This is a genomic window from Asticcacaulis sp. DW145 (assembly GCF_037101385.1).
GTDB lineage: Bacteria > Pseudomonadota > Alphaproteobacteria > Caulobacterales > Caulobacteraceae > Asticcacaulis > Asticcacaulis currens.
The window spans coordinates 94,911-117,307 of record NZ_AP029025.1 but is presented as its reverse complement, the minus strand read 5'-3'; the positions used below and the strand labels follow the sequence as shown (position 1 = coordinate 117,307).

Annotated in this window: 18 protein-coding genes; 6 read left to right on the top strand and 12 right to left on the bottom strand. The window is 62.7% G+C overall.

Going from position 1 to position 22,397, the window contains the following annotated elements; all coding sequences use genetic code 11:
* Positions 1-102: 102 nt before the first annotated feature.
* From AACH73_RS11755 to AACH73_RS11735, 5 genes are all read right to left on the bottom strand, one after another.
* Positions 103-1,413 carry a DUF58 domain-containing protein gene (locus AACH73_RS11755; protein ID WP_338736032.1) on the bottom strand — a complete coding sequence of 437 codons (1,311 nt, stop codon included), beginning with the start codon at positions 1,411-1,413 and terminating at the stop codon, positions 103-105.
* On the bottom strand, positions 1,410-2,366 hold the full coding sequence (locus AACH73_RS11750) for a MoxR family ATPase (protein WP_272742299.1): 957 nt from the start codon (positions 2,364-2,366) through the stop codon (positions 1,410-1,412). Before AACH73_RS11750 ends, AACH73_RS11755 begins: the two co-directional genes overlap by 4 nt.
* Positions 2,367-3,938, bottom strand: coding sequence for a hypothetical protein (locus tag AACH73_RS11745; protein ID WP_272742300.1), 1,572 nt, complete (start codon positions 3,936-3,938; stop codon positions 2,367-2,369).
* Positions 3,935-4,684 (bottom strand): hypothetical protein, encoded by a 750-nt coding sequence (locus tag AACH73_RS11740; protein WP_272742301.1) that lies wholly within the window; start codon positions 4,682-4,684, stop codon positions 3,935-3,937. Before AACH73_RS11740 ends, AACH73_RS11745 begins: the two co-directional genes overlap by 4 nt.
* Positions 4,685-4,827: 143 nt before the next feature.
* Positions 4,828-7,134: a TonB-dependent receptor gene (locus tag AACH73_RS11735; RefSeq protein ID WP_338736031.1), complete on the bottom strand. Its 2,307-nt coding sequence runs from the start codon at positions 7,132-7,134 to the stop codon at positions 4,828-4,830.
* Positions 7,135-7,528: 394 nt separating this feature from the next.
* On the opposite strand from AACH73_RS11735, the gene AACH73_RS11730 reads away from it, so the two are divergent.
* Positions 7,529-9,811, top strand: coding sequence for an EAL domain-containing protein (locus AACH73_RS11730; RefSeq protein WP_338736030.1), 2,283 nt, complete (start codon positions 7,529-7,531; stop codon positions 9,809-9,811).
* Positions 9,812-10,305: 494 nt separating this feature from the next.
* The gene (locus tag AACH73_RS11725) at positions 10,306-10,683 is read left to right on the top strand and encodes a c-type cytochrome (protein WP_338736029.1); all 378 of its coding nucleotides are present in this window, start codon (positions 10,306-10,308) and stop codon (positions 10,681-10,683) included.
* Here AACH73_RS11725 and AACH73_RS11720 read toward each other — a convergent pair.
* The 4 genes from AACH73_RS11720 to AACH73_RS11705 all read right to left on the bottom strand — a co-directional run bounded on the left by AACH73_RS11720 (position 10,680) and on the right by AACH73_RS11705 (position 14,883).
* Entirely contained in the window at positions 10,680-11,570 is an 891-nt protein-coding gene (locus AACH73_RS11720) for an XdhC family protein (RefSeq protein ID WP_338736028.1), read from the bottom strand. The genes AACH73_RS11725 and AACH73_RS11720 overlap by 4 nt on opposite strands.
* The gene (locus AACH73_RS11715; protein WP_272742306.1) at positions 11,567-13,747 is read right to left on the bottom strand and encodes a molybdopterin cofactor-binding domain-containing protein; all 2,181 of its coding nucleotides are present in this window, start codon (positions 13,745-13,747) and stop codon (positions 11,567-11,569) included. The genes AACH73_RS11720 and AACH73_RS11715 overlap by 4 nt, the downstream gene beginning before the upstream one ends.
* Before the next feature lie 2 nt (positions 13,748-13,749).
* Positions 13,750-14,223, bottom strand: a complete 474-nt coding sequence (locus AACH73_RS11710; RefSeq protein ID WP_272742307.1) for a (2Fe-2S)-binding protein — start codon at positions 14,221-14,223, stop codon at positions 13,750-13,752.
* Between the two features lie 75 nt (positions 14,224-14,298).
* Entirely contained in the window at positions 14,299-14,883 is a 585-nt protein-coding gene (locus AACH73_RS11705; RefSeq protein ID WP_272742308.1) for a nucleotidyltransferase family protein, read from the bottom strand.
* A gap of 80 nt (positions 14,884-14,963) precedes the next feature.
* Between AACH73_RS11705 and AACH73_RS11700 the strand changes: the two genes are divergently transcribed.
* Positions 14,964-16,181, top strand: a complete 1,218-nt coding sequence (locus tag AACH73_RS11700) for a multidrug effflux MFS transporter (protein ID WP_338736026.1) — start codon at positions 14,964-14,966, stop codon at positions 16,179-16,181.
* 13 nt (positions 16,182-16,194) lie between these two features.
* Here AACH73_RS11700 and maiA read toward each other — a convergent pair whose 3' ends face one another.
* The gene (maiA, locus tag AACH73_RS11695; RefSeq protein ID WP_272742310.1) at positions 16,195-16,824 is read right to left on the bottom strand and encodes a maleylacetoacetate isomerase; all 630 of its coding nucleotides are present in this window, start codon (positions 16,822-16,824) and stop codon (positions 16,195-16,197) included.
* Positions 16,821-17,573, bottom strand: coding sequence for a Crp/Fnr family transcriptional regulator (locus AACH73_RS11690; protein WP_272742311.1), 753 nt, complete (start codon positions 17,571-17,573; stop codon positions 16,821-16,823). Before AACH73_RS11690 ends, maiA begins: the two co-directional genes overlap by 4 nt.
* Positions 17,574-17,698: 125 nt before the next feature.
* On the opposite strand from AACH73_RS11690, the gene AACH73_RS11685 reads away from it, so the two are divergent.
* The 3 genes from AACH73_RS11685 to AACH73_RS11675 all read left to right on the top strand — a co-directional run bounded on the left by AACH73_RS11685 (position 17,699) and on the right by AACH73_RS11675 (position 21,106).
* The gene (locus AACH73_RS11685; protein ID WP_338736025.1) at positions 17,699-18,088 is read left to right on the top strand and encodes a response regulator; all 390 of its coding nucleotides are present in this window, start codon (positions 17,699-17,701) and stop codon (positions 18,086-18,088) included.
* 120 nt (positions 18,089-18,208) lie between these two features.
* The gene (locus tag AACH73_RS11680) at positions 18,209-19,816 is read left to right on the top strand and encodes a pectate lyase (RefSeq protein ID WP_338736024.1); all 1,608 of its coding nucleotides are present in this window, start codon (positions 18,209-18,211) and stop codon (positions 19,814-19,816) included.
* Between the two features lie 12 nt (positions 19,817-19,828).
* A complete protein-coding gene (locus AACH73_RS11675; RefSeq protein WP_338736023.1) occupies positions 19,829-21,106 on the top strand; it encodes an MFS transporter in 1,278 nt (425 codons plus the stop codon).
* A 32-nt stretch (positions 21,107-21,138) separates the two neighbouring features.
* Here the strand turns inward: AACH73_RS11675 and AACH73_RS11670 are convergent, their stop codons facing one another.
* A complete protein-coding gene (locus tag AACH73_RS11670) occupies positions 21,139-22,284 on the bottom strand; it encodes an aldose epimerase family protein (RefSeq protein ID WP_338736022.1) in 1,146 nt (381 codons plus the stop codon).
* Positions 22,285-22,397 lie beyond the last annotated feature (113 nt).

Below are 22,397 nucleotides of genomic sequence, written 5' to 3'. Positions count from 1 at the left end.
AATGATGATGCAGAGAGAAACGCAAGCCCCCCTCCGTCTTCGAGACCTGCGGCCTCGAATCCACCTCCCCCGGCTCGCCGGGGGAGTATGAAGACCGCAAACTCACAACCGGTCCTCCCGTTTCATTTCCAGATATTTGAGCACCAGTTGCACCGCCATGGCCTCTGTCGTCGGTTCCAGCACTTCGATACCGTAGCGGCGCAGCGTCGCGTGGACGGTTTCGCACTGCTGCAACAGGCGGCGGGCGAAGATGGCGCGGGTGACGTCATCAGCGGCCTGCGGCTCGGACGCCGCCAGCCCTTCCAGCACCTCATCGCGGAAGGCGACAAAAACGATCAGGTGCTTTTTCGACAGGCGCTGCAAGGCTTCGAGCATCAGGTCGGCGCTGATTTCGTCGATAAAGTCGGTGAACAGCACGATCAGCGAGCGCCGCGCGATCTTTGACCCCAGATCGGCCAGGGCCAGCGTGTGGTTGGTTTCTTCCGGCCGGTCGTCGAGGCCCGACAACTGCGCCTTCAGCGTCTCATAGGCCTGCGTCCCGGCCAGCAGCGGCGCATTGTGGTATGGCCGCGCGGCAAAGGCGAAAGAGCGCACATTGTCGCCGATTTTCAGCGCGCAATAGCCCAGCAGCAGACCGGCATAGAGGGCGCGGTCGAGCTTTTTGACCCGCAGCAGCGGCTCACCCATCAGGCGCCCCGTGTCGAAGGCCAGCACGATATGGTGGTTGCGCTCGGTCTGAAACTCGCGCGACAGCAGTTTGAGGTGGCGCGCCGAGGAGCGCCAGTCGATGCGGCGATGATCCTGCGACGAGTCGTATTCGCGCAGCGCGTGGTATTCGGAGCCATTGTGCAACTGGTTCTGCACGCGCACCCCATAAACGGAGTCCCGTGAAAACAGGGCGGCGGCGTCCTGCTGTACGCCCTCAATATCCGGCGTGACCACCATTTCGGCCTTCAACGGCACGATCTTCTGCACATAGCCGAGGCCCAGAGCGCCGCTCCAGCGCAGATGCGCGGTTTCCACCGCCGCCTTGCCGCGCGCCGTGGCGCGCAAACTCAGTTGCCCCTTGAACACACCGGCATCGGGGCTCAGGGTCAGACCGGCCTGCGGGGTTTGCAGGCGCGGGGAGACGCCCCAGCGAATTTCGATTTTTTTTGGCGTGCGCGCCGTAAAGCGCACGGCGTAGGCAAAACCATAGTCGCGCCCGACCCCGATGCGGCGCGGCAGAGGGATATCCAGCGTCAGATGCGACGGCAGGGGCGCAAACGCCCCCTCAAACACCGCCAGCGCCATCAGCCCCAGCATGATCACCGGCATGACCCACCAGACGGCAGGCGCCATAAAGACCACCCCCGCGCCCAGAAGGACGCAGGCGATCAATAAGCGGATCAGGCGCGGCGTCGGATGGATCATCTGGGGATCTCGATACGCTCCAGAAGCCCTTGCAGCACGCCGTCCACCGTTTGTCCTTCGATTTCGGCCGAGGGCGACAGCAGCACGCGGTGACGCATGGACGGCAGGTACAGGGCCTTGATGTCGTCGGGCAGCACGTAGTCACGCCCGTCCAGCGTCGCGCGCGCCCGCGCGGCCCGCGCCAGCAGCGCGCCGGAGCGCGGCGAAGCGCCGACCGCCAGAGACGGGCTTTCGCGCGTGGCGCGGATCAGGCTGACGATGTAGTCGAGATTGGCGTCGTTGAGGCGCACCGTCGTTACCACGCGGATGGCCTCGGCCAGGGTCGCCGCGTCCAGCACCGCCTCGATCCCCGCCTGTTCCGGATCGAGTGTCACCGCCGAATTGCCTGCCTCGTCGATGATGCGGCGTTCTTCGCTGGCCGACGGATAGCCCAGTACGTGCTTGAACAGGAAGCGGTCCAGTTGCGCTTCCGGCAACGGATAGGTGCCCTGCTGTTCGATCGGGTTCTGGGTGGCGATGACCATGAAACGGTCGCCCAGATCATAGCGCGTGCCGTCGAGCGTCACCTTGCGCTCCTGCATGGCCTCCAGCAGGGCGGCCTGCGTCTTGGGCGGCGTGCGGTTGATTTCATCGGCCAGCAGCAGATCGCAAAAGATCGGCCCCTTGGTCAGGGAAAAGGTCGAGGTCTGGAAGTTGAACAGGTTGGAGCCCAGAATATCGGCGGGCAGCATGTCCGGCGTGAACTGGATGCGTCCGAAACGCAGGGACAGCGAGCGGCAGAAGGCCCGCGCCAACAGGGTCTTGGCCGTGCCCGGAGGCCCTTCGAGCAGCACATGGCCGCCGGAGAACAGGGCGGTGAGCATCAGTTCGACCGTATCGGCCTGACCGATGATGACCTTGCCGATTTCGCCCTTGAGGCGGGCCGACAGGTTGTGAACGTCGGAAATCTGCATCTAGCGCTCCGTTATCTGGTGCTTCCAGGCGTGCAGACGGCGCGCCCAGCTCAGCAGTTGCATAGGGTTGGAAAGGCGGTCCGCCTCGGCCCTGAGGGCGCTGTAGCGTTCCGGGGTATTGTGTTTTTCGCTCAGGCGCTCGGCCAGTTCGTCCGGCCCGGCACTGTGACGGCCGAGGCCCAGAGCCTTGAGTGCCTGATCGCGCACGAGCTGCGCATAGGCCGGGGCCAGTTTCGGCTCACGCCCGGCCTTGGCGATCAGACGCGCCGCATTGTCGGCCAGCACGGTGACGCCGCGCCCGTGCGGCGTGTCGGTGGACGGATCATGCGCCGGACCAAAACGCGAATAGGCCGACCACAGCATGGCGACGGCCAGCACCAGCAGGCATAGGGGCACACCGATAAAGGGCACGCGCGACACATGGTGCAGCAGGTCCTGCTCATAGGCGAGGTCATTATAGGTCACGTCGAAGGCGACGGTCTTCGCGCCGGGCGCAATAGCTTTGATGATGGACAGAGCCCCCGCCACGCGCTCCGCATCGGCCAGCATCTGATTGTCCATCAGGTCCGGTTCGCTGAGCAGATAGACCGGGGCCTTGAACGGTTTTTCGCCTGGCATGGCGTTGACGCGCGACAGCAGGACTTCGCCGTCCGGGCCGAGCAGCAGCGGCGTCAGGTTCGGCCCGCTAAGCGATTGCAGCCCGCGGATGCGCCCGCTGGTATAGGCCTTGGTCAGGGTCTTTTGACCCTCTGCCGGGCTGAGGGCATAGGATTTGTAACGGCCGAGCGGGGCACGTCCCAGAGCGTAATTCAATCGTTGATAAGTGATCTTGTAGCGCGTCTCGCCGTCTTCCTGCACCGCTTTTTTGCGAACCGGAGACAGCAGGGCCAACTGCGCAAAAACGCTGTTGGGCGACTGAAAGCTGGGGTTGATGTCCCAGCGCGGATGCGACGGCATGGGGCCGGCGGCCCATTTGGGCGCGACGACCAGCACCACCTTGCCGACAGGATAATAGAGCAGGCGGTCAGACTTTTCAGCGCTCGGGGTCGGCCAGATGTCGTCACGCTTTTTCGCCTGATCCTCGGCCTGAAACGACGTCGATGAAGCCTCCTGAGCGGCGCGCGATGCGGAGGCTTCCGCCTGCGCCTGTTTGGCCTTTGCCTGCATATCCGCGCTGGTCATTGACGCCGAAGCGGTCGCTTGGGCACTGGAAGAGGCGCTCTCCTCCGGTACGGGCTGTGGTTCGGTATATTCCGGATCGTCATTGAACAGGGCGCCGTCACCATCCAGAGTCACGATGACCAGATCGCTGATCCTCTGCGGCCCCGAGGCTTGCCTTGTAAGAGACGTCTTGTAATCCGACGCCTCAAGTACGTCGCGCAAACCCTTGAAACCCTGCGCCGAATAGCCGGTGACATTGGCCGCCTGACCGCGCCCCGGCGGTTCCAGATGCGGCGTGATCAGCACCAGCCCGACCATCAGGAACAGGCCCGCAATCAGCACGCCGACAATGATGGGCAGAAACTGAGTGGCGGGCGGCAGGCCGTTTTTCAGAAAGGGCAGACGCCTCATTGCGGCCTCTTCGGCAGATGCTCGGAGGCGACGAAATCGACATAGGCCTTGCGGCAGGCCTCAAAGCCTTCGCGCCCGACGGGGATACCGGCAAAGAAGCTCTTTTCAGCCCAGCGGGTGATTTCGGCATAGGCCGGGCGGGCGTCTTCAGGCAGCAGGGGATGTTTGCCGATGTCGCGCGCCGAATAGTGCTTGCGCACCAGATCCGGGCGATAGGCGTTGAGGTCGGCAACGGAGCGCTTGAGCAACAGGTGCACGGCTTCGTCATAGGCCCCCTTCTGCGCTAGGGCGTCGATTTCCTCGATCAGGGCGGCGGCGGCTTCGGCAGTCGGTCGCCACGGCGCATCGGCCTTCAGACTGTCGCGCTGAAACAGGCGTTCGACCTTGCCGCTGATGAAGGCGCGCACCAAGGGCGACAGCAGCAGGATAACCAGCGCGAACAACAGCAGGTAGAGAAGCCACGGCAGGATGGGCGCGATGGGCTCCAGCAAATCGCCAAAAACCTTGCTGACCTTGCCCAGCCATTCCAGAAAGGCTTTCAGCCAGCCAATATCGGCTTCCTTGGGCGGCGGGGTGTTGGAAAACTGCGTTTGCAGCAGGCTGTTTGCGTTGACCTTACGGATCAGGGCTTCAGCGGAGGAGACATCGGCCGCCGTCACGCTGTTCGGCGAGGTCTGCGCCACGGGTGACACCGCGCTGGCCGCTGCTGACGCAGAGGCTTCGGTCGTGATGGCCGTCGCGCGCATTAGAACCGCTCTTCCCCCATGGTTTCCGCCGACCATAGAGGGTAAATCCGCACGGGGTCAACCCGCTTCGCCTCCCGCGTTCCGGGGAGCCCGGGCAAAACGCAGGGCGGAACGCGTCCATCAGACATCGTTCCGCTCTAACCTCAGAAACCGCCGCCGGGTCCGCCGCCCCAGTTGCCGCCCCCGCGGCCACCCGGTCGCGCCCCGCCGTCGCGGTTGCCGCCGCCGATGCCGAACGGATTGAATTGCAGGCCGATCATGAAGGTCGTCCCGCCCTGATCGCGCTCGGACACCGACTTGACCGTATCGGTATCGATGAGGGTGCGCTGCTTACCCTGATTTTGCACGCTGGCCGTCAGGTTCAGCTTGTTGCTGATCTTGCGGCTGTAACTGGCATTCCAGCGGTAGGACGGATCATTGTAGCCCTGCCCGGTCAGTTGCCTGCCCTGCGCATTGAGATTGAGCTGGAAACGGTCGTTCGCCGTGGCGCGATACCCGAGGCGCAGCCGACCCGACACCGAGTCGCCCTTATTGATCGTGGTGAGGGTCGAATTGACCGGCGGACGTTCTTCCTGACGATAGGTGGCCTGAAGATTGACGTCCCACTTTGTCCCTATCCGGCCATTATACATCAGCTCAACGCCGTTCTCCTTGCCCTCGCCGCCGTTTTCACGGCGCGTCAGCAGGACGGTATTGTTGTCGATATAGAGGCTGCGTTCGACAAACAGATCCTCGCTCTTGCGATAGAAGTAGGTCGCCGTGAAGGTCAGGTTGCGGGCCCGGTCATTGAACTCATAGCGCAGTTCATTGGAATGGGTTTCCGACGGTTTCAGATCGGCATTGCCCGACCGCGCATTCCGCTCATCATAATAGACGATATAGGGGTTGAGATCGTTGATGTTCGGACGGTTGATGCGGTGGCTGTAGTTGAAGCGCAGCTTGGAACGCGCGGTCAGCATGTACTGCACCGCCAGGCTGGGGTGATAGTTGGTGTAGCTTTTGTTGAGATAGGTGCTGGTGGTCTTCTGATTGAGCGTGACCTGCGTGTTTTCGGCGCGCAGACCCGTCAGTACCGTCCACTTGTCGCCGATAGCCCGCTGATAGGTCACATAGGCTTCGGCCTGATCCTGATCCTGACCGAAGGTGTTGCTGCGCCGCGCATCTATCGTCTGCGCGCCGCTCGACAGATCAATATTATACTGGGCGTTGTCGGCTTCGGAATGGCTGGAACTCAGCTCAAAGCCGGTCGCAAAGGTGCCACCCAGAAGATTACGGTTATAGTCGGCGCTCAGGGCCAGGGTGTCCTGCGAACTGACGCCATTACGCAGGGTGCGGCGGTCCTGCGCCGGATTGACATAGCTATAGTCGGACAGGGTGCGGCTGGTGTTTTCGCTCGACGACAGGCGCACATCGGCCTTGAACGTTTCCCCGTCCTGATCGCCCTGATGGTTGAAATTGAACTGGAGCCCGCCCTGATCCTGCGCATTACGGGCATCGTCACGGCGATCATAGCTGTTGGTCTGGACGCCGAGGGGGCTGATATCGACGTTGGACTGCAACGTCTCGTTCTCCCGCTGGTTCTTGCTGGCGTTGAATTGCAGGCTGAGCGTATCCCTGTCCGTCGCATTGATCGTCACGGCCCCTCTCATGCCCCCCGTGTCCGTCGTCTGACGCGACGTGTTGGCCGTATTATAGACAGAGGTGCCCGTGGGCGAAATGCGTTGGCGCGAACTGGTGCCGGAGGTGTCGCGCACATCGTGATTGACGGACACGCCGCCGTTGAACATCACCTTGCCCTTGCCGTAGCTGCCGTTGGCCCCGAACTGGTAGCGGCCTTCGCTGCCGGCGCTGACGCGCAGCCCAAGGGTCGGACGGAGCGAGCGGTTACGTTTCATCACGATGTTGATTATACCGGCCCCGCCTTCACCGCCGAACTGTGCCGACGGGCTGGTCATGACTTCGATAGAGTCGATATCGTCGGCGGGCAGGGATTGCAGGCTAAGCGCCCGGAAATCGCCCTGCATCATGGTCGAGGGCTTACCGTCGATCAGGATTTGCACGCCGGAATTGCCACGCAGGGTGACATTGCCGTCGGGATCGACATTGACGCCCGGCGCCTTGTTCAGCGCGTCGGCCGCTGAGGATACCGGCGTATCGGGATCGGTTTTCGGGTCATACACATCGCGGTCGATCTTGGTTATGGGGCGCGCGGCGGTGACGGTGACGGTTTCGATGGCCTCGCCTGAGCCCGTAGCGGGTACCTCCCCGGGCTTGGTCGCGGGGCGGGTTTCATTGGGTTTAGGGGGGTTAGGGGGGACCGGGACCGTCTGAGCGGACGGCGGGCTGGGCGAGGTCGGGGGGAGTGTCTGGGCCAGAGCGGGCGTGCTTAGGACAAGACTCAAAGCACTGCTCGCCAGCAGAAAGGCGGCGTAAGGCGGGGGCATTTTCATTTGTGGAATTTCTTTGTCTTTATTTGCACAAAAGGAGGCAACCCGTGCGGGTTGCGCTGCCTTGTGATACGCGCCTATGGGGGAAAGCCGTCGCCCACCCGCCCTTTTGTCTGTGAACACAAGCGACTGTAACAAAAATACTACAATTAGGACAGCCGCTCTTGCCGAACGCGCGCGCCGGATCGCAAACTATCCGCAACTAAAGTTCACAGTATAAACAGATTTAACACTTGCCTGCGCGGTTTAAAAATTATGGTTAATCAAAGGTCAACGCCAGAGATAAGATCAACACCGCGCGACATTTGCAAAATACTAACACATTCCGCGCACTATGGGCTGGCCGAGGTATTGCATCATGACGTCACCCAACACCCCGACTTCCTTCAGGGATCGCTTGCGTAAATCAGTCGCGCTTCTGGTGCTGCTGGCTGTGTCCGCTGTGCTGACCCTTATTGAACTGGGCCATCCGCTGGAACTGTTTTTGCGGGCCGCCCGTAATTCCTTTCAGAAAATGCCGGTTAGCGGCGAAATGGTCGTCGTGGGTGTGGACGATGCCGCCCTGGCTTCGCTGGGCCCGTGGCCGTGGAAGCACGCCCATATGGCCGGCCTGACCGAGCGTCTGTTTGCCGATGGGGCCCGCCGCGTTTTTATAATGACCCCGTTGACCGATCAGGGCGACAGCCGCAACCGTCTGCTGGCTGACACCTTTGCTCGCCATCCGGGCCGCGTCTTCGTCAGCGCCAAGGCCGATTACCGTCTGGGGCCGAAGCGCGTGACCTATATCCTGCCGCCGGAAGTTATCCGTAACGAGGCGCAGACCGTATCTCTGGCGCGCTATGTGGCCTTCTGGGGCGGTTTGTCCAAGGTCCCTTACAAAACCGAAATCGGAGGTCAGGCCCTCGATTCCGCGGAATCCGTTTTGTCGGGTGTCTATGGCAATACGAAGGAAACCTTCTCGATCAACTATGCCTATGACAGCAGCACCGTGGCCTATGCCAGCGCTGCGGACGTGATTACGGGCAAGGCGAAGGCCAACCTTTTCCGCGGCAAGGATGTGATAATCGGCTTCAATGACCCGAGCCTTGGCGATCAACTGCGCGTTCTCGGTCAGGGACATAAGTCTCCCACAGCGACCGTTGTCGTGCTGGCCGCCGAAACGCTCAAACATGGCCGCCCGCTGCAACTGGGCTGGCTGCCAGGGTGGCTGTTTGCGGCCGGGATCGCGGCCTGGCTGCTCAATCCGCGCATGAAGCGCGGCAAGCGGCTGGTGATGCTGGGCGCCGTGGCCGTTCTGCTGATCGTGCCGGGCGTACTGGAACGCTTTAACATCTTCACGGATATTATGGGCGGGATGACCCTGCTGTTCCTGACCGGCATCTATATTCTGTGGCGACGCTTCGGCGCTCAGGAAAAGAAGGGCGGCACCATCAATCCGGTGTCGGGCCTGTACACCCCCAATGCTATCCGCCACGAAGACCACCTTGATGGCCGCCAACTGGTCGCCGCGCGCATCCGCCGCTATGCCGAAATGGTCAGCGCCCTGCCGCCGGAAGCCGAACGCCTGCTGGTCAAGGAGATCGTGGCGCGCCTGGAACTGGGTGCAGGCGGGGCTCAGCTCTACCACGGCGATGACGGCAATTTCTTCTGGCTGTCGAACCTCTACGACCACGACCTGCTGATCGAACAGTTCACCGCCCTACACGTCATCTTTCGTAGCCCCATTCGCTTTGCCCGCAATTCCTTCGACGTCGATATCTCGTTTGGCGTCGATCGGGAATTCAACCTGCCCGTTTCCCACCGCCTGACCAGCGCCCTGGCCGCCGCCCACTCTGCGGAACAGGATGGCACGCGCTGGCGTCTGCACGATCCGTCGCAGATCAGCGAAAAGGAATGGAACCTGTCACTGCTGGGCGAACTGGACGACGCACTGGATGCCGGCAAGATCTGGGTGGCCTATCAGCCCAAGATGGACCTCTACAGCAAGGAACTGCTGGGGGCCGAGGCGCTGGTGCGCTGGACGCATGAAACGCGCGGCCCCGTCAGCCCGCTGGAGTTCGTCGAAATGGCTGAGCGCCACGGGCGCATCGACCGCCTGACGGATTTCGTGCTCAATGATGCGCTGAAGGTGGCCAAGACCGTTCTGCTGACCCAGCCGGAGTTTCGCATCTCGGTCAATATTTCGCCCAGCCTCCTGACGTCGCGCGACATCATGGACATGGTGAAGGCCGCGCTTGACCGGCATCAGGTGCCGCCGTCTTGCCTGATCCTCGAAGTGACCGAGACGCACGCCATCGCCCAGAACGAAACCCCCAGCCTGCTGATGGCGGAGTTCCGCGATATGGGCATCGGCCTGTCGATCGACGACTATGGCACCGGCCTGTCCACGCTGGAATATCTGCGCAAGATTCCGGCCACCGAACTGAAGATCGACCGCCGCTTCACGCAGGACATCTGCGACAACAAGGCCGATCGCGCGGTGATGAAATCCACCATCCAACTGGCGCACGCGCTGGGCATGAAGGCTGTGGCCGAGGGCATCGAAACGCTCGAAGTCCTGTCGCTTCTGTCGCGCATGGGCTGCGATACGGGTCAGGGCTACTATATCGCCCGACCGATGGACGCCAAGGCGTTCCTGGCGCGCATGGCCGCCGAAGCCGAACAGCTCCGCCACGGCTAACCTTACCTAACGTAAATTTTCAAGACCCGCTGTGACCTCGCAGCGGGTCTTTTTTACTTACGCCACACAGTCTTGGCATGGGTTTTGCAATGAAACGCGGGACATTAACCTTACTGGGTAGATATTGCAGTCTGTGTGCACGCTTTCAAACCTCCACTTAACTTGATTTCCTTGGGAATTTCGTCCGTTGCGAGAAAAAACGGGTTAATCGCGCGTAAAAATTCTTGGTTAATGCTTGTAAAGGCGTTTAGAAAGTGTTAACCATGCGCTCACAGCGATAGGGCTGTTTTACCGTGATCGATTGAGGCATATCATGTGGGATTGGCTGTTCGGATACTGGCTCTAATACCAGTCTAAATACTTTCGAAAGGCCCCTTTTACGGGGCCTTTCTTGTGTCTGGACGTTGGCTCTGCTGACTGCAATTTCCATATTTACGCGGGCGCAGGGCCTGCTAAAACGAACAGGCCCGTCCTCAAGCCCGCACAGGATCGCCATGCTCCGGATTTTGAAATGCCTGACCCCGCTGGCCGGCGCTTTGCTGCTGGTATTGCCCCTCACCCCGGCGCAGGCGCAGGACGCCGTCGCGGGTAAACGGGCGTTTGGGGCCTGCATGTCCTGCCATTCGGTGAAACCGGGGGCGACGGGTATCGATCCGTCTCTGGCCGGTATTGTCGGCAAAAAGGCCGGGACCAACGACCCGAAATTCAGCTATTCCGCGGCCATGAAGGGTGCCCCGGTGTGGAGCGAGGCGCAACTGGACGCTTTTCTGGCCGATCCGAAGGGCACTGTTCCCGGCAATACCATGGCCATGGCCCCGACCAGGGACGCCAAGAAGCGCGCCGACATTATCGCCTATCTCAAAGCCAATTAGCCCCGCCACGCCCGGATCACATCCGCCAATATGGAGACGGCGATTTCCGGCGGCGTTTTCGCCCCGATATCGAGCCCGACCGGCCCTCGGATACGGTTGATCTGTGGCGCGTCAAAACCCAGGGCTTTGAGCGTTTCGATGCGCCGGGCATGGGTACGACGGCTGCCCAGCGCTCCGATATAGAAGGCTTCTGAACGCAAGGCCGTCGCCAGTATCTCCGGCTCATAGTCGTGGTCGTGGAACAGGCTGATGACGGCGGTGGCGGCGTCGATCAGACCCGTGAGGACGCTGCCGGACGCAGCGCTTAAGGGCCGGATGACCTCGGCCCGACTGCGTTGGCGCGTGGCGTCGTCGGGTGACACCACCGCCGTGGCGAACTCACCCAGACCTGCCATCTGCGCCAGCACCGGCACAATCGGCCCCTGCCCCACAATCAGCACACGCGGTTGCGGCCGGTAGAGCCGCTCAAAGCCCCTGTCCCACACATAGACGGCCTCACGCCGCTGCTGGCGCGCCGTTCGCAACCGCGCGAGGACCGCATCGCTCAGGGTCACATCGAAGCTAACCGTGATCCCCGACCCACACGGCAAAACGATGTCACGAAAGCGCGAGCCTTCGCCGTAGCGTTCCAGATGATTGCGGCCGCGGGCGATGGCGCTCAGCGCGTCACGCACCAGAGCCTGTTCGGCGCAGCCGCCGGTAATGGCCCCAACCGCACGCCCGTCTTCGGCCACGGCCATCTGGCTGCCCAGAGGTCGGGGCGACGCGCCGTCGATGGCCACCAGCGTCAGAAGCGCCGTCTTCAGCCCTTCGCTTCGCCAGCGCCACAGATCGTCGAGCACGTAGTCGGCATAGGCCGGGACCGCGATGTCGAAAACCTCGCTCACGCCTTTTTCGCCAAAGCCTCCGGCGTCAGCGGCAGCTTGCGCACGCGCACACCCGTCGCTGCAAAGATGGCGTTGCACACAGCCGGAATGACCGGCGGCAGGGCCGGCTCGCCCAGCCCGGTCGGCGGGTTGTCGCTGAGGACAAAGTGCGTGTCGATGTGCGGCGCTTCGGACATGCGCATCAGCGGCACCTCGTGGAAATTGCCCTGCACCGCGCGCCCCTTGTCGAAGGTGATGGCCTGACGCAGTTCGCCAATACCGTCGATGACCGAGCCTTCGACCTGATTGATCGCGCCTGCCGGGTTGATGATCTGCGACCCGACATCGCCGACCACCCACACCTTGAGGACGCGCCACGTGCCGTCCGGGCTCACCCGCACCTTGGCCACCTCGGCAAAATAGCCGCGATGGCTGAAATAGGTGGCCAGGCCAAAGCCTTCACCCGCCGCCGGTTTGCGCCTGTCCCACCCCGACCGCGTCCTCAGCGTATCCAGTATCACTTTCAGCCGTTTCAGATCGTAGTCCGGGCCACGACCCTCAGCCGCAGGACCCTTACCGGCCGTTTCAATCAGGTGCAGGCGGAAGTCGAACGGGTCCTTGCCCGCCGCGTGCGCCACCTCATCGAGGAAACATTCGTGCACATAGGCCAGAGAATTGGACGACGGCGCGCGCAAATAGCCTGTGGGGACAAGCGTCTCGATCAGCGATTGCTCCAGCCGGTAGTTGGGCACGGTGATCTGTGCAAAACCGTCCGGGGTTATGCCAGCCCCCTGCGCAGTCTTGCCGCCGCGCGCAAAGGTCACGCCGTGCGCCTGATAGGCGCTGAGGCCGCCCGCACCATCCAGACCGGCGCGCAGACGGTGATAATTGCCGGGCCGGAAGTAGTCGTAGGCGATGTCGTCTTCGCGCGTCCACAACAGCTTGACCGGCACCCCGGCCTTTTGCGCCACCGCCGCCGCTTCGACCATATAGTCGTTTTCCAGCCGCCGCCCGAAGCCGCCGCCGCCCCGCACCATGTGCACCGTGACCTTCTCTTCCGGCACGCCCAGGGTCTGAGCCACCAGTCGCCGGCCCCCGCCGGGCGACTGGGTCGGGGCCCAGATTTCGATGCCGTCCGCCGTTACTCTCGCCGTACAGTTCTGCGGTTCCAGCGGCACGTGCGGGATGAAGGGCGTCTCATAGACAGCCTCGACGGTTTTGGCCGCCGCCGCCAGCGCCGTCCGGACATCGCCCTTGTCACGGATGGGCTCGCCGCTGCCGGTCAGCAGGGTTTCTGCCTGCGCCGCATAGGTCGCCGTATCGTGCGGCACACCGATGGCCTCGTCCCAGACGATATCAAGCTGGTCGCGCGCCGATTTGGCGTACCACCATTGATCGGCGACGATGGCGACACAGTCCTGAATCCCGTGGAAATCCCCCTTACCCTCCAGCGTGAAGACCTGCGCCACCCCGGGCAGCTTGCGGATGTCATCGAGATTGGCGGATTTGAGCTTCGCGCCATAGACCGGCGGCTTGGCCAGTATGGCGTACTTCATCCCCGGCACCACCGTGTCGATGCCGAAGATGGGCGCGCCCCTGACGATCTTCGGGCTATCGACGCCACCCTTGAACTGCCCGATCAGGGTGAAGGTTTTGGGGTCTTTCAGCGCGACGGTCTTGAGGTCCGGTACGGGGACCTTCGCGGCCGCCGTCGCCAGCGTCCCGTAGCTCAGCTTTTTGCCGCTGGCCTTGTGCACGACCGTGCCTTTCACGGCGCTCAGCTCCGCCACCGGCACCTTCAGCGCCTCGGCCCCGGCCTGAAGAAACATGGCGCGCGCGGCCGCCCCGGCCCGGCGCATGGTCTCGTAATTCATCGGCGTGGTCAGCGAGCCCCCCGCGAATTGCGGGCCATAGGTTTTTTCATCGACCGGTGCGGTTTCGACGCGCACCTGCGCCCAATCGACGTCCATCTCTTCGGCGATGATCATGGGCAGCATGGTCTTGACGCCCTGTCCCACCTCCGGGTTCTTGGCGCGGATGGTGACGGTCCCGTCAGGGGCGACGGCGACGTAGTCGGTCAGGCGCGCGGCGGCCGACTGCGCTTCGGACGGCGAGGCCCCGAAGCCCATGACAAACCCCCCGCCCGCCAACACAGCCGCAGAGACAAACAGGCGGCGCGAAATCTTCACATCGTCCATGCTCAGGCCTCCCGCGTATCGGCCAGCGCCACACCGGCGGCCTTTTTGATCGCCGCGCGGATGCGGGTATAGGTGGCGCAACGGCACAGATTGCCGTCCATGGCCACGTCGATATCGGCATCGGTGGGCTTCGGCGTTTCTTTCAGCAGGGCTGCGGCGGTCATGATCTGCCCGGCCTGACAATAGCCGCACTGCATGACATCGACCTCAAGCCAGGCCGCCTGAAGCGCCTTGCCTTCCTTGGTCTGGCCAATGCCCTCGATGGTGGTCACCGCCTCGCCTTCGACGGCGCCGACCGGCGTGATACAGGCGCGCACCGGCGTGCCATCGACGTGGACCGTGCACGCCCCGCACTGGGCAATACCGCAGCCGAACTTGGTGCCGACCAGCCCGAACGTGTCGCGCAGCGCCCACAGGAGCGGCATATCCTCGGGCACGTCCTGATCGTAGGCCTTACCATTGATGGTGAATTTCAACACAGCCTCCCCTGATATCTCTTTGTTATCCGGCCAGCTTAGCGGATTTGGTCCGCCCGCAAAGTGACATTTGCTTTATCCAAACCGTCCGCGCGCCCGCTCCAGATCGTCCGGGGTGTCGATGTCAGATAACGCGTCACATGAAGCCTCTATGCTTACGGTTTGAACGGCGGCTGAGATCAGTATCCGTCGCGCCCCTGCATCGCCGCTGAGGGCGCGCAGGGCCCCGATATGGTTTGCAGAGAAGGCCACAGGCGGCCCTTTCGCCTCACCGACGGTACTGACGGCAATGGTGATACCTTCACCGAGCGCGCTCACCAGAGCCGAGATGTGCGTCAGGGGCACAAAGGGCATATCGGCGAGACAGACCACCACCCCGGCGGCCCCGCCCACCTGACGCGCCGCCAGCGCCAGATTGTCGCCCATGCCTGCCAGCGGTAGCGGAGTCAGAGTCTCAAACCCAAGCCCGGTCAGGGTGTTCCGCAGCTCATCCGACACGACAACGGCCAGTTTCTGCCGCCAGTTCAGGGCGCAAAGGCGCTCCGCCATATGCACACCCAGCGGCCGGCCGTCGAGATCGGCCATCAGCTTGTCTTCATCGCCAAAGCGCCGGGAATGGCCGGCAGCCAGCAGGATCAGAGCCATGTCTTCGCTGTTCATCGGCTCAGCTTGCCGGACGTGTGCTTTTTCTCAAACTCATAATTTCTTTCGCAGCGTCACCCGGCTATAGGGAGCGCGTCATGTTGAAGCTGCCCCCCAGGGACATCCCGCCCTTTCCCGAATTTGTCGCCATTATCGCCGCCTGCATGGCCGCGACGGCGCTGAGCGTGGACACCATGCTGCCCGCCCTGCCGCACATGGCGGCGGATTTCGGCATCGACAATGCCAACCCTATGCAGTTGATCATCTCGGTCTTCTTCATGGGGATGGGCATAGGTCAGTTTCTGTGCGGCACCCTGTCGGACTGGCTGGGACGCCGCCGTGTGCTGCTGGGCGGCCTGATCGTCTATGTGCTTCTGTCGCTGACCGTGTCGCTGGTCACCGATCTGGAACACATGATCCTGCTGCGTTTCTTTCAGGGCATAGCCGCGGCCTCGGCCAATGTCATTCCGCGGTCGGCCATCCGCGACCTCTATTCCGGCGCGCGCATGGCCAAGGTGCTCTCGACCTCGCACGTCATCTTCATGGCCGTGCCGATCATGGCCCCCAGCCTCGGTCAGCTGATCATGCTGGGCTTTCCGTGGCGCGGCATCTTCTTTGCCCTGACCATTGCCGGTCTGCTGGTCTTTGTGTGGGTGGGCCTGCGCCTGCCGGAAACCCTGCCGGTGGAACAGCGCTTCGCCCCGTCTCCCGGCAAGTTCCTCCGCGTGGCGCGCTATATCGCCTCTGAGCCCACCTCGCTTGGCTATGGGCTGGCGGTGATGGTGATGACGTCGATGATCCTGTGCTATCTGTCGATGATGCCGCAGATTTTCGAAGAGGTGTTTCATCAGCCGGGCTATCTGGGGCTGGTCTTCGCCCTGTGCGCCGGCGCCATGGCGGTCGGGGCCTTCACCAATATCCGGCTGGTCGAGCGACTGGGGACGCGCGTCATGTCGCACCGCTCGCTGACCGCCCTGATCATCCTGTCGGCCATCCACGTGGTGTGGGCGCTGTTGGGCTATGAGACCCTGATCAGTTTCACGCTTCTGCAAGGCCTGACCATGATGTGCATGGCCATGTGCACCTCCAACTTCACAGCGATTGCCATGGAAAAGGTCGGCCACGTCGCGGGTACGGCGGCCTCGCTTCAGGGGGTGCTGTCGATGGTCGGCGGCGGTCTGATCGGGGCGTGGATCGGTCAGTTCTGGTCCGGCGGCGTGTGGCTTCTGCCGCTGGCCGCCATGGGGCTGGGCCTGACAGCCATCAGCATCATTCTGGTGGTCGAAAAGGGTCGGCTATACCGCAACCCGGTCTAGGGTCCAAACCCAATCACTCGGCGTCGGGTTGCCGTTCAGGTCGCGTGGCCTCAAAGGCCGGATGGCGGAGGCAGGCGGCTTCGATCTCTGTCAGACGCGGCCAGCGCAGTTCGACGCCGAAGCGGCGGGCATTGGCCATCTGCGGCACCAGAAAAATATCGGCCAGAGTCACCTCAGTTCCAAAGCAAAAAGGTCCGGCCTGTCCGTCCAGCAGGGCTTCGCAGGCATCAAAGCCCGTGGCTATCGTTTCCTGCGCCCACGCCCTGACGCCCGCCTCGTCCTGCCCCAGCGCCTTCAGTCGGTTGAGCACACGCAGGTTCTGCAACGGGTGGATTTCGCAGGCAATGGCGTAGGCAAAGGCGCGGATGCGCGCCCGCGCCAGCGCCGTGCCCGGCAGCAGGGGCGATTGCGGATAGACCTCATCCAGATATTCGCAGATAGCCAGAGACTGGGTCAGCACCGCCCCGTCCTCCACCTCCAGCGCCGGAACCAGCCCCTGCGGATTGACTTTCAGATAGGTGGGCGCGCGCTGGTCGCCATGGCGCAGATGGACAAACACCTGATCGTAGTCGAGGCCTTTCAGCGCCAGAGCGATACGCACACGCCAGGCGGCGGAGGAGCGGAAATAGCCATGCAGTTTCATTTGGCGGTGATCTCACTGTCTTCGGCGGCGGGATAGACACCCGCCAGCACCTCGTCGAAATGGGCCCGCACCTGCGCCCCGCAACCACAGGCGCGTTGCCGGAGCCCCGCCGGATCGCGGATTTCGACCCGCCCGCGCACCGTGGCCAGCAGACCGTCGCGCTGCATCACGCCCATGACGCGGCTGACATAGGCCCGTCCGACGCCGAGCATAGACGACAACTGATCCTGCGTCAGCGGAATTGTCGCGCTTTCGGTGCGGTCGAGCGCCAGACTGAGCCAGCGCGCCGCGCGCTGTTCGATCGTGTGGGTGGCATTACAGGCCACCGACTGAAACACCTGCGCCAGCAGACAGTCGGAATAGCGGGCAAAGAAGTAGCGCAGGGTGAGGGACTCGCTTTTCAGCGCCTCCAGAGCCTGAAGATCAATGCGCAGCAGCTTGCCCGGAAACTGCACTTCGGCGCAGGAAAAGGCGGGCAGCCGTCCCTGACTGACGATGCCGCCGACCGCGCCTTCGCGCCCGACCAGCGCCGTTTCGACCCCGCGCCCGTCATCAAGCAGCACCCGGAACCCGACCAGTGTGCTGCCCAGCGGAAACCAGGCGTGGCGCACCACGTCCCCGGCATTGAACAGGACCATGCCGCGCGGCGCGGTGATCGTCTCCATGCGCGCCTGAAGCCGCATCCGGTCGGCCGGGCGCAGCGCCATCAGCAAATTGCTGCTCAGAAGTTCGGGGTGGAGCGTGTCCATCGGGGGCCTCATTACCTTTACCCCTTATGTGTACGAGTGCACATACAATGCCGCCATATCGGGCTAGGCACAGGGGCGCAAGGTTTCGATAAGCCTGCGCCTCCCCCCGAAAGGTCCGCTTGTTCATGGCGTCCGACGCCCCTGTCATCCTTCTGGCCGAACCGCACGCCCCCAGCGCCGATCTCATCGTGACGCTGCTCGACGATCTGGGGCTGAAGACCGAGGTGGTGACCAGCGGGCAGGCCCTGCTGGAATCCCTGTTGTCGGGCCGGGGGCCGGTGGTCCTGCTCAGTATCGACCTGCCCGATATGGACGGTGTACGGGCGACGCGACAGATCCGCGATCTGGAACGCCGCCGCCTGATCCCGCCCGTGGTTGTCATCGGCCTGACGCCGCAGGGCCTGATCGACGAGCGTCAGCTTTGCCTCGACGCCGGCATGGACGGCAACCTGTCAAAGCCCGTCAGCATCGGCCGCCTCAGCGCCGCCCTTTCGCCCTATCCCCTGCCCAACTGAGCGGTACCCCGCGCACAGGAAAAAAATTTGTGCGGACGCGCTGGAAACCGGTGTCATTACCGTATAAGCTGGGCAAAAGACCAAGAACATACGGAAACATTCGGGAAAGACGGGACCTTCATGCGCCCCCTTGTTAAATCGATTGCAGGCCTCGCGGGCCTGTGTCTGGCTCTGTGCAGCCCTCTCGCCGACGCCGCCCCTCAGCCGTCGGACAGCGCGATCAAAAAGACCATGCGCAAGGCCACGACGTTCATGGTCGAAACCGTTTCGACCAACGGCGGCTATGTGTGGTCCTATCTGCCGGACATGTCGCGCCGCTGGGGGGAGCTTGAGGCGCGCCCCAGCATGATCTGGGTGCAGCCGCCGGGCACGGCGACCATGGGCCAACTGTTCCTCGATGCCTACCATGCCACGGGCGATGAGTATTACTACACCGCCGCCGAAAAGGCCGCTGCCGCCCTGATCTTCGGTCAGCAGGACAATGGCGGCTGGCACTATTTCATCGACTTCGGCGGCGAGGCCTCGACGAAGCAGTGGTACGACACCATCGGCAAGAACGCCTGGCGCATGGAAGAGTTCCAGCACTACTGGGGCAATGCCACCTATGACGACGACGGCACGGTGGAGGCGATGACCTTCATCCTGCGTCTCTACCTCGAAAAGCACGACCCGAAGTACAAACCCTCGCTCGAAAAGGCGATCGACTTCGTGCTCAAGAGCCAGTACCCCAATGGCGGCTGGCCGCAGCGGTATCCGCTGAAATACGAGTTTTCGCACCACGGTCAGCCGGACTACACGTCGTACATCACCTTCAATGACGATGTGGCCGCCGGTAATGTCCACTTCCTGATCCTCTGCTATCAGGCGCTGGGCGAAACGCGCGTGCTCGATGCCATAAACCGCGGCATGAACATCTATATTCTGGCGCAAAACGGCGCGCCCCAGGCCGGCTGGGCGCTGCAATATACGCCCGATCTCAAGCCCGCCGGGGCGCGGACCTATGAGCCGAAATCCCTGTCGGCGCACACCACCGCCAGCGCCATCCGGCAGTTGATGGACTTCTATAAGCTCACCGGCGACAGCAAATATCTGGCGCCCATCCCGGCAGCGCTCGACTGGCTCGACTCGGTGCGTTTGCCCGGCGAAAAGCCCCTCTATCCGTCCTTTGTCGAACTGGGCACCAACAAGGCGCTCTATACGCACCGCGAAGGCTCTAACGTTATCAATGGCCACTACTATGCCGACTACACTCCGGAGCATACACTGCGCCACTACAGCTCGACGCGCTCGATCAATGTTGCCAAGCTGCGTCAGGACTATGAAAAGCTGAAAGCCACCCCGCCGGAAGAGGCCTCCAAAGGTTCGCCGCTGAAATACGGCGTGGCCAAGCCGCTGCCGCGTTATTTCCTGATCGAGGAACACAGTGATTCCGACCTCAACCACAGCCGCGTCGCCGAAACCGCCGATCAGCTGGTCAAGTCGCTGAACAAGGACGGCTGGTGGCCGACCGAGCTGAAATCGACCTCCAACCCGTATATCGGGGATGGTTCGCCGACGCCGGCCGAGGGCGATTACCGCTCGACGCACGTCGGCGACAAGACCGACACCTCGCCCTACCTCGCCGATAAACCCGTCATCGGCATTTCGACCAGCGCCTATATCGACAATATGAAAGCGCTGATCGGGGCCCTGAACGCCAAAGACACTCACGAAAACAAGACAAAATAAAAGGAAACCGCCATGCAGCCACCTTCGGGCACGCACGCCCCGGCGGGCGCGACGCGCTATCGCTGGCTGGTCGTGACATTGCTGTTCACGGCCATGGTCATCAACTATGTGGACCGTCAGACGGTCAGCCTGCTCAAGCCGACCCTGCAAGCGGCATTCGGCTGGAGCGAGCTGGACTATGCCGATCTGGTCTTCTGGTTCCAGTTCGCCTACGCCCTCTCCTATCTGGCCTTTGGCAAGATCGTGGATCGCTTCGGGGCGCGCATCGGCTTCTCTCTGGCCTTTGTCATCTGGCAGGCGGCGCATATCTGCCACGCGGCCATGTCATCGCTGAAAGACGCCATCATCGCCCGCGTCTTCCTCGGCATCGGCGAAGGCGGGGCCTTCCCCGGCGGCGTCAAGGCGGTATCTGAGTGGTTCCCCAAGTCCGAACGCGCCTTTGCGGTCGGCCTGTTCAACGCCGGGACCAATATCGGCGCCATTGTCACGCCGCTGGTCATTCCGGCCATTACCCTGACATTCGGCTGGCAGGCGGCCTTTATCTTTACCGGCGCTGTCGGCCTTCTGTGGCTGCCCGTCTGGTGGCTGGTCTATCGCCGCCCGCGCGAACATAAAAAAGTCAATGCGCTGGAACTCAGCCATATCGAACATGACCCGGTGGTCACGGTCGAAAAGGTCTCGTGGGGCAGGGTCATCCGTGCCCGGGAAACCTGGGGCTATGCGCTGGGCAAGTTTCTGATCGACCCCATCTGGTGGATGTTCCTCTTCTGGCTGCCGGATTTCCTGCACAAGCGCTATGGCCTTGATCTCAAGACCTTTGGCCCGCCGCTGGTGGCCATCTACCTCCTCTCCGACATCGGTTCGGTGGGCGGCGGCTGGCTGTCGTCGCAGTTCATCAAGCGCGGCTGGAGCGTCAATGCCGCGCGCAAGGTCACCATGCTGATCTGCGCCGCTCTGGCCCTGCCGGTGGGCGTCGCGGCCATGGCCGACAATCTGTGGGTCGCCGTGGCCATCATTGGTGTAGCGACCGCCGCGCATCAGGGCTTTTCGGCCAATCTCTACACCCTGCCGTCGGACGTCTTCCCCAATGGCGCTGTGGGTTCCGTCGTAGGGATCGGCGGTATGTTCGGGGCCTTTGGCGGCATGGCCATGGCCAAATATGCGGGCTTCGTGCTCGACAAGATCGGCTCCTACACGCCCATCTTCGTCTATGCGGCGACGGGCTATTTTCTGGCGCTTCTGGCGGTGCATCTTTTGATGCCGAAGCTCGAACCGGCCAAAATCGGATGATAAAAAGGCCCCGGTCGCAAGATCGGGGTTTTTTAATCCGGAAACGCCTGTTTCAGCGTCTTCGCCGTGCCGAAGCGGATCGTCGTCACCGAATGAAAGACCTCGCCCGGCCGCAGCACGGTCGAAGGAAATTCAGGGCGGTTGGGACTGTCGGGAAAATGCTGGGTTTCCAGCGCAAAGCCGTCGCGCGGCCAGATGCGATTGCCCGCCCGCCCTTTCAGCGTGCCATTGAAGCCGTTGCCGGTGAAAAGCTGTAACCCCGGCTCGGTGGTCTTCATTTCCAGCGTCCGCCCGCTTTTCGGGTCCCAGGCCCGCGCCGCCACGCTCAGCGCGCCGGGTTGGGGTTTGTTCAGCACAAAATTATGGTCAAAACCGCCGCCGATCTTCAGTTGCGGGTCGGCCCTGACGATCTGCGTACCGATCTGAGCGGGCCGACGGAAATCAAACGGCGTGCCCGCGACCGGGCGCAAGGCCCCCGTCGGCAGCTTCTTGTCCGACAAGGCGGTGATAGCCTCGGCCTTCAGTTGCAGATAGTGGCCGTCGGTCGAACCCGATGCCGCCCCGCCCAGATTGAAATAGGCGTGGTTCGTCAAGTTGATCACGGTCGGCTTGTCCGTCGTGGCGCGATAATCCAGCGTCAGGGTGTCGTCGTCGGACAGGCTATAGGTCACCGAGACGTGCAACGTCCCCGGAAAGCCATTCTCGCCATCGGGGCTGACATAGCGCAGTGTCACGGCGCGGCACCCCGGCGTCGTACAGGGCTCAGCGGTCCACACCCGCCCGGAAAAGCCCGGCCTGCCGCCGTGCGAGACGATCCCGCCCTTGAGGTCGAGCACCACCCGCTGCCCGTCCAGCGTAAAGCCACCTCCGGAGATGCGATTGGCGAAGCGTCCGACCAAGGCACTGAAATTGGCGCGCGCCTCATGCGCCTTCAGGTCGGCCAGATCGAGCACCACATTATCCAAATACCCGCGCCGGTCGCGCACCCGCACCGCATCGAGAATGGCCCCATAGGTCAGGACCGACACCTCGGAACCGCGTCCGTTGCGCAGGGTGAAGCGTTCCACCGCCTCACCGCCCGCCGTCACGCCGAACGGGGCATGGCTGACCTGTGGCCGGGACAGGCCAGACAGCATCAGAGAGGCTGCCACAAGCGGCAGGAGGATAAGGGCGCGCATGACGGAAGACTAGGCCTCACGTCGCGTCCCTTCCAGCCACCTCACGAAAAAGAGACTGGATTTTTTTAAATTGTTGCAATAGATACTATATCAAAGGAAACAAACAGGAGGTC

Excerpts from the sequence above, each read along its gene's own strand:
- AACH73_RS11755 (WP_338736032.1), bottom strand. The coding sequence starts at position 1,413 with ATGATCCATCCGACGCCGCGCCTGATCCGCTTATTGATCGCCTGCGTC.
- AACH73_RS11750 (WP_272742299.1), bottom strand. The coding sequence starts at position 2,366 with ATGCAGATTTCCGACGTTCACAACCTGTCGGCCCGCCTCAAGGGCGAA.
- AACH73_RS11745 (WP_272742300.1), bottom strand. The coding sequence starts at position 3,938 with ATGAGGCGTCTGCCCTTTCTGAAAAACGGCCTGCCGCCCGCCACTCAG.
- AACH73_RS11740 (WP_272742301.1), bottom strand. The coding sequence starts at position 4,684 with ATGCGCGCGACGGCCATCACGACCGAAGCCTCTGCGTCAGCAGCGGCC.
- AACH73_RS11735 (WP_338736031.1), bottom strand. The coding sequence starts at position 7,134 with ATGAAAATGCCCCCGCCTTACGCCGCCTTTCTGCTGGCGAGCAGTGCT.
- AACH73_RS11725 (WP_338736029.1), top strand. The coding sequence starts at position 10,306 with ATGCTCCGGATTTTGAAATGCCTGACCCCGCTGGCCGGCGCTTTGCTG.
- AACH73_RS11715 (WP_272742306.1), bottom strand. The coding sequence starts at position 13,747 with ATGGACGATGTGAAGATTTCGCGCCGCCTGTTTGTCTCTGCGGCTGTG.
- AACH73_RS11705 (WP_272742308.1), bottom strand. The coding sequence starts at position 14,883 with ATGAACAGCGAAGACATGGCTCTGATCCTGCTGGCTGCCGGCCATTCC.
- AACH73_RS11700 (WP_338736026.1), top strand. The coding sequence starts at position 14,964 with ATGTTGAAGCTGCCCCCCAGGGACATCCCGCCCTTTCCCGAATTTGTC.
- maiA (WP_272742310.1), bottom strand. The coding sequence starts at position 16,824 with ATGAAACTGCATGGCTATTTCCGCTCCTCCGCCGCCTGGCGTGTGCGT.
- AACH73_RS11690 (WP_272742311.1), bottom strand. The coding sequence starts at position 17,573 with ATGGACACGCTCCACCCCGAACTTCTGAGCAGCAATTTGCTGATGGCG.
- AACH73_RS11685 (WP_338736025.1), top strand. The coding sequence starts at position 17,699 with ATGGCGTCCGACGCCCCTGTCATCCTTCTGGCCGAACCGCACGCCCCC.
- AACH73_RS11680 (WP_338736024.1), top strand. The coding sequence starts at position 18,209 with ATGCGCCCCCTTGTTAAATCGATTGCAGGCCTCGCGGGCCTGTGTCTG.
- AACH73_RS11675 (WP_338736023.1), top strand. The coding sequence starts at position 19,829 with ATGCAGCCACCTTCGGGCACGCACGCCCCGGCGGGCGCGACGCGCTAT.
- AACH73_RS11670 (WP_338736022.1), bottom strand. The coding sequence starts at position 22,284 with ATGCGCGCCCTTATCCTCCTGCCGCTTGTGGCAGCCTCTCTGATGCTG.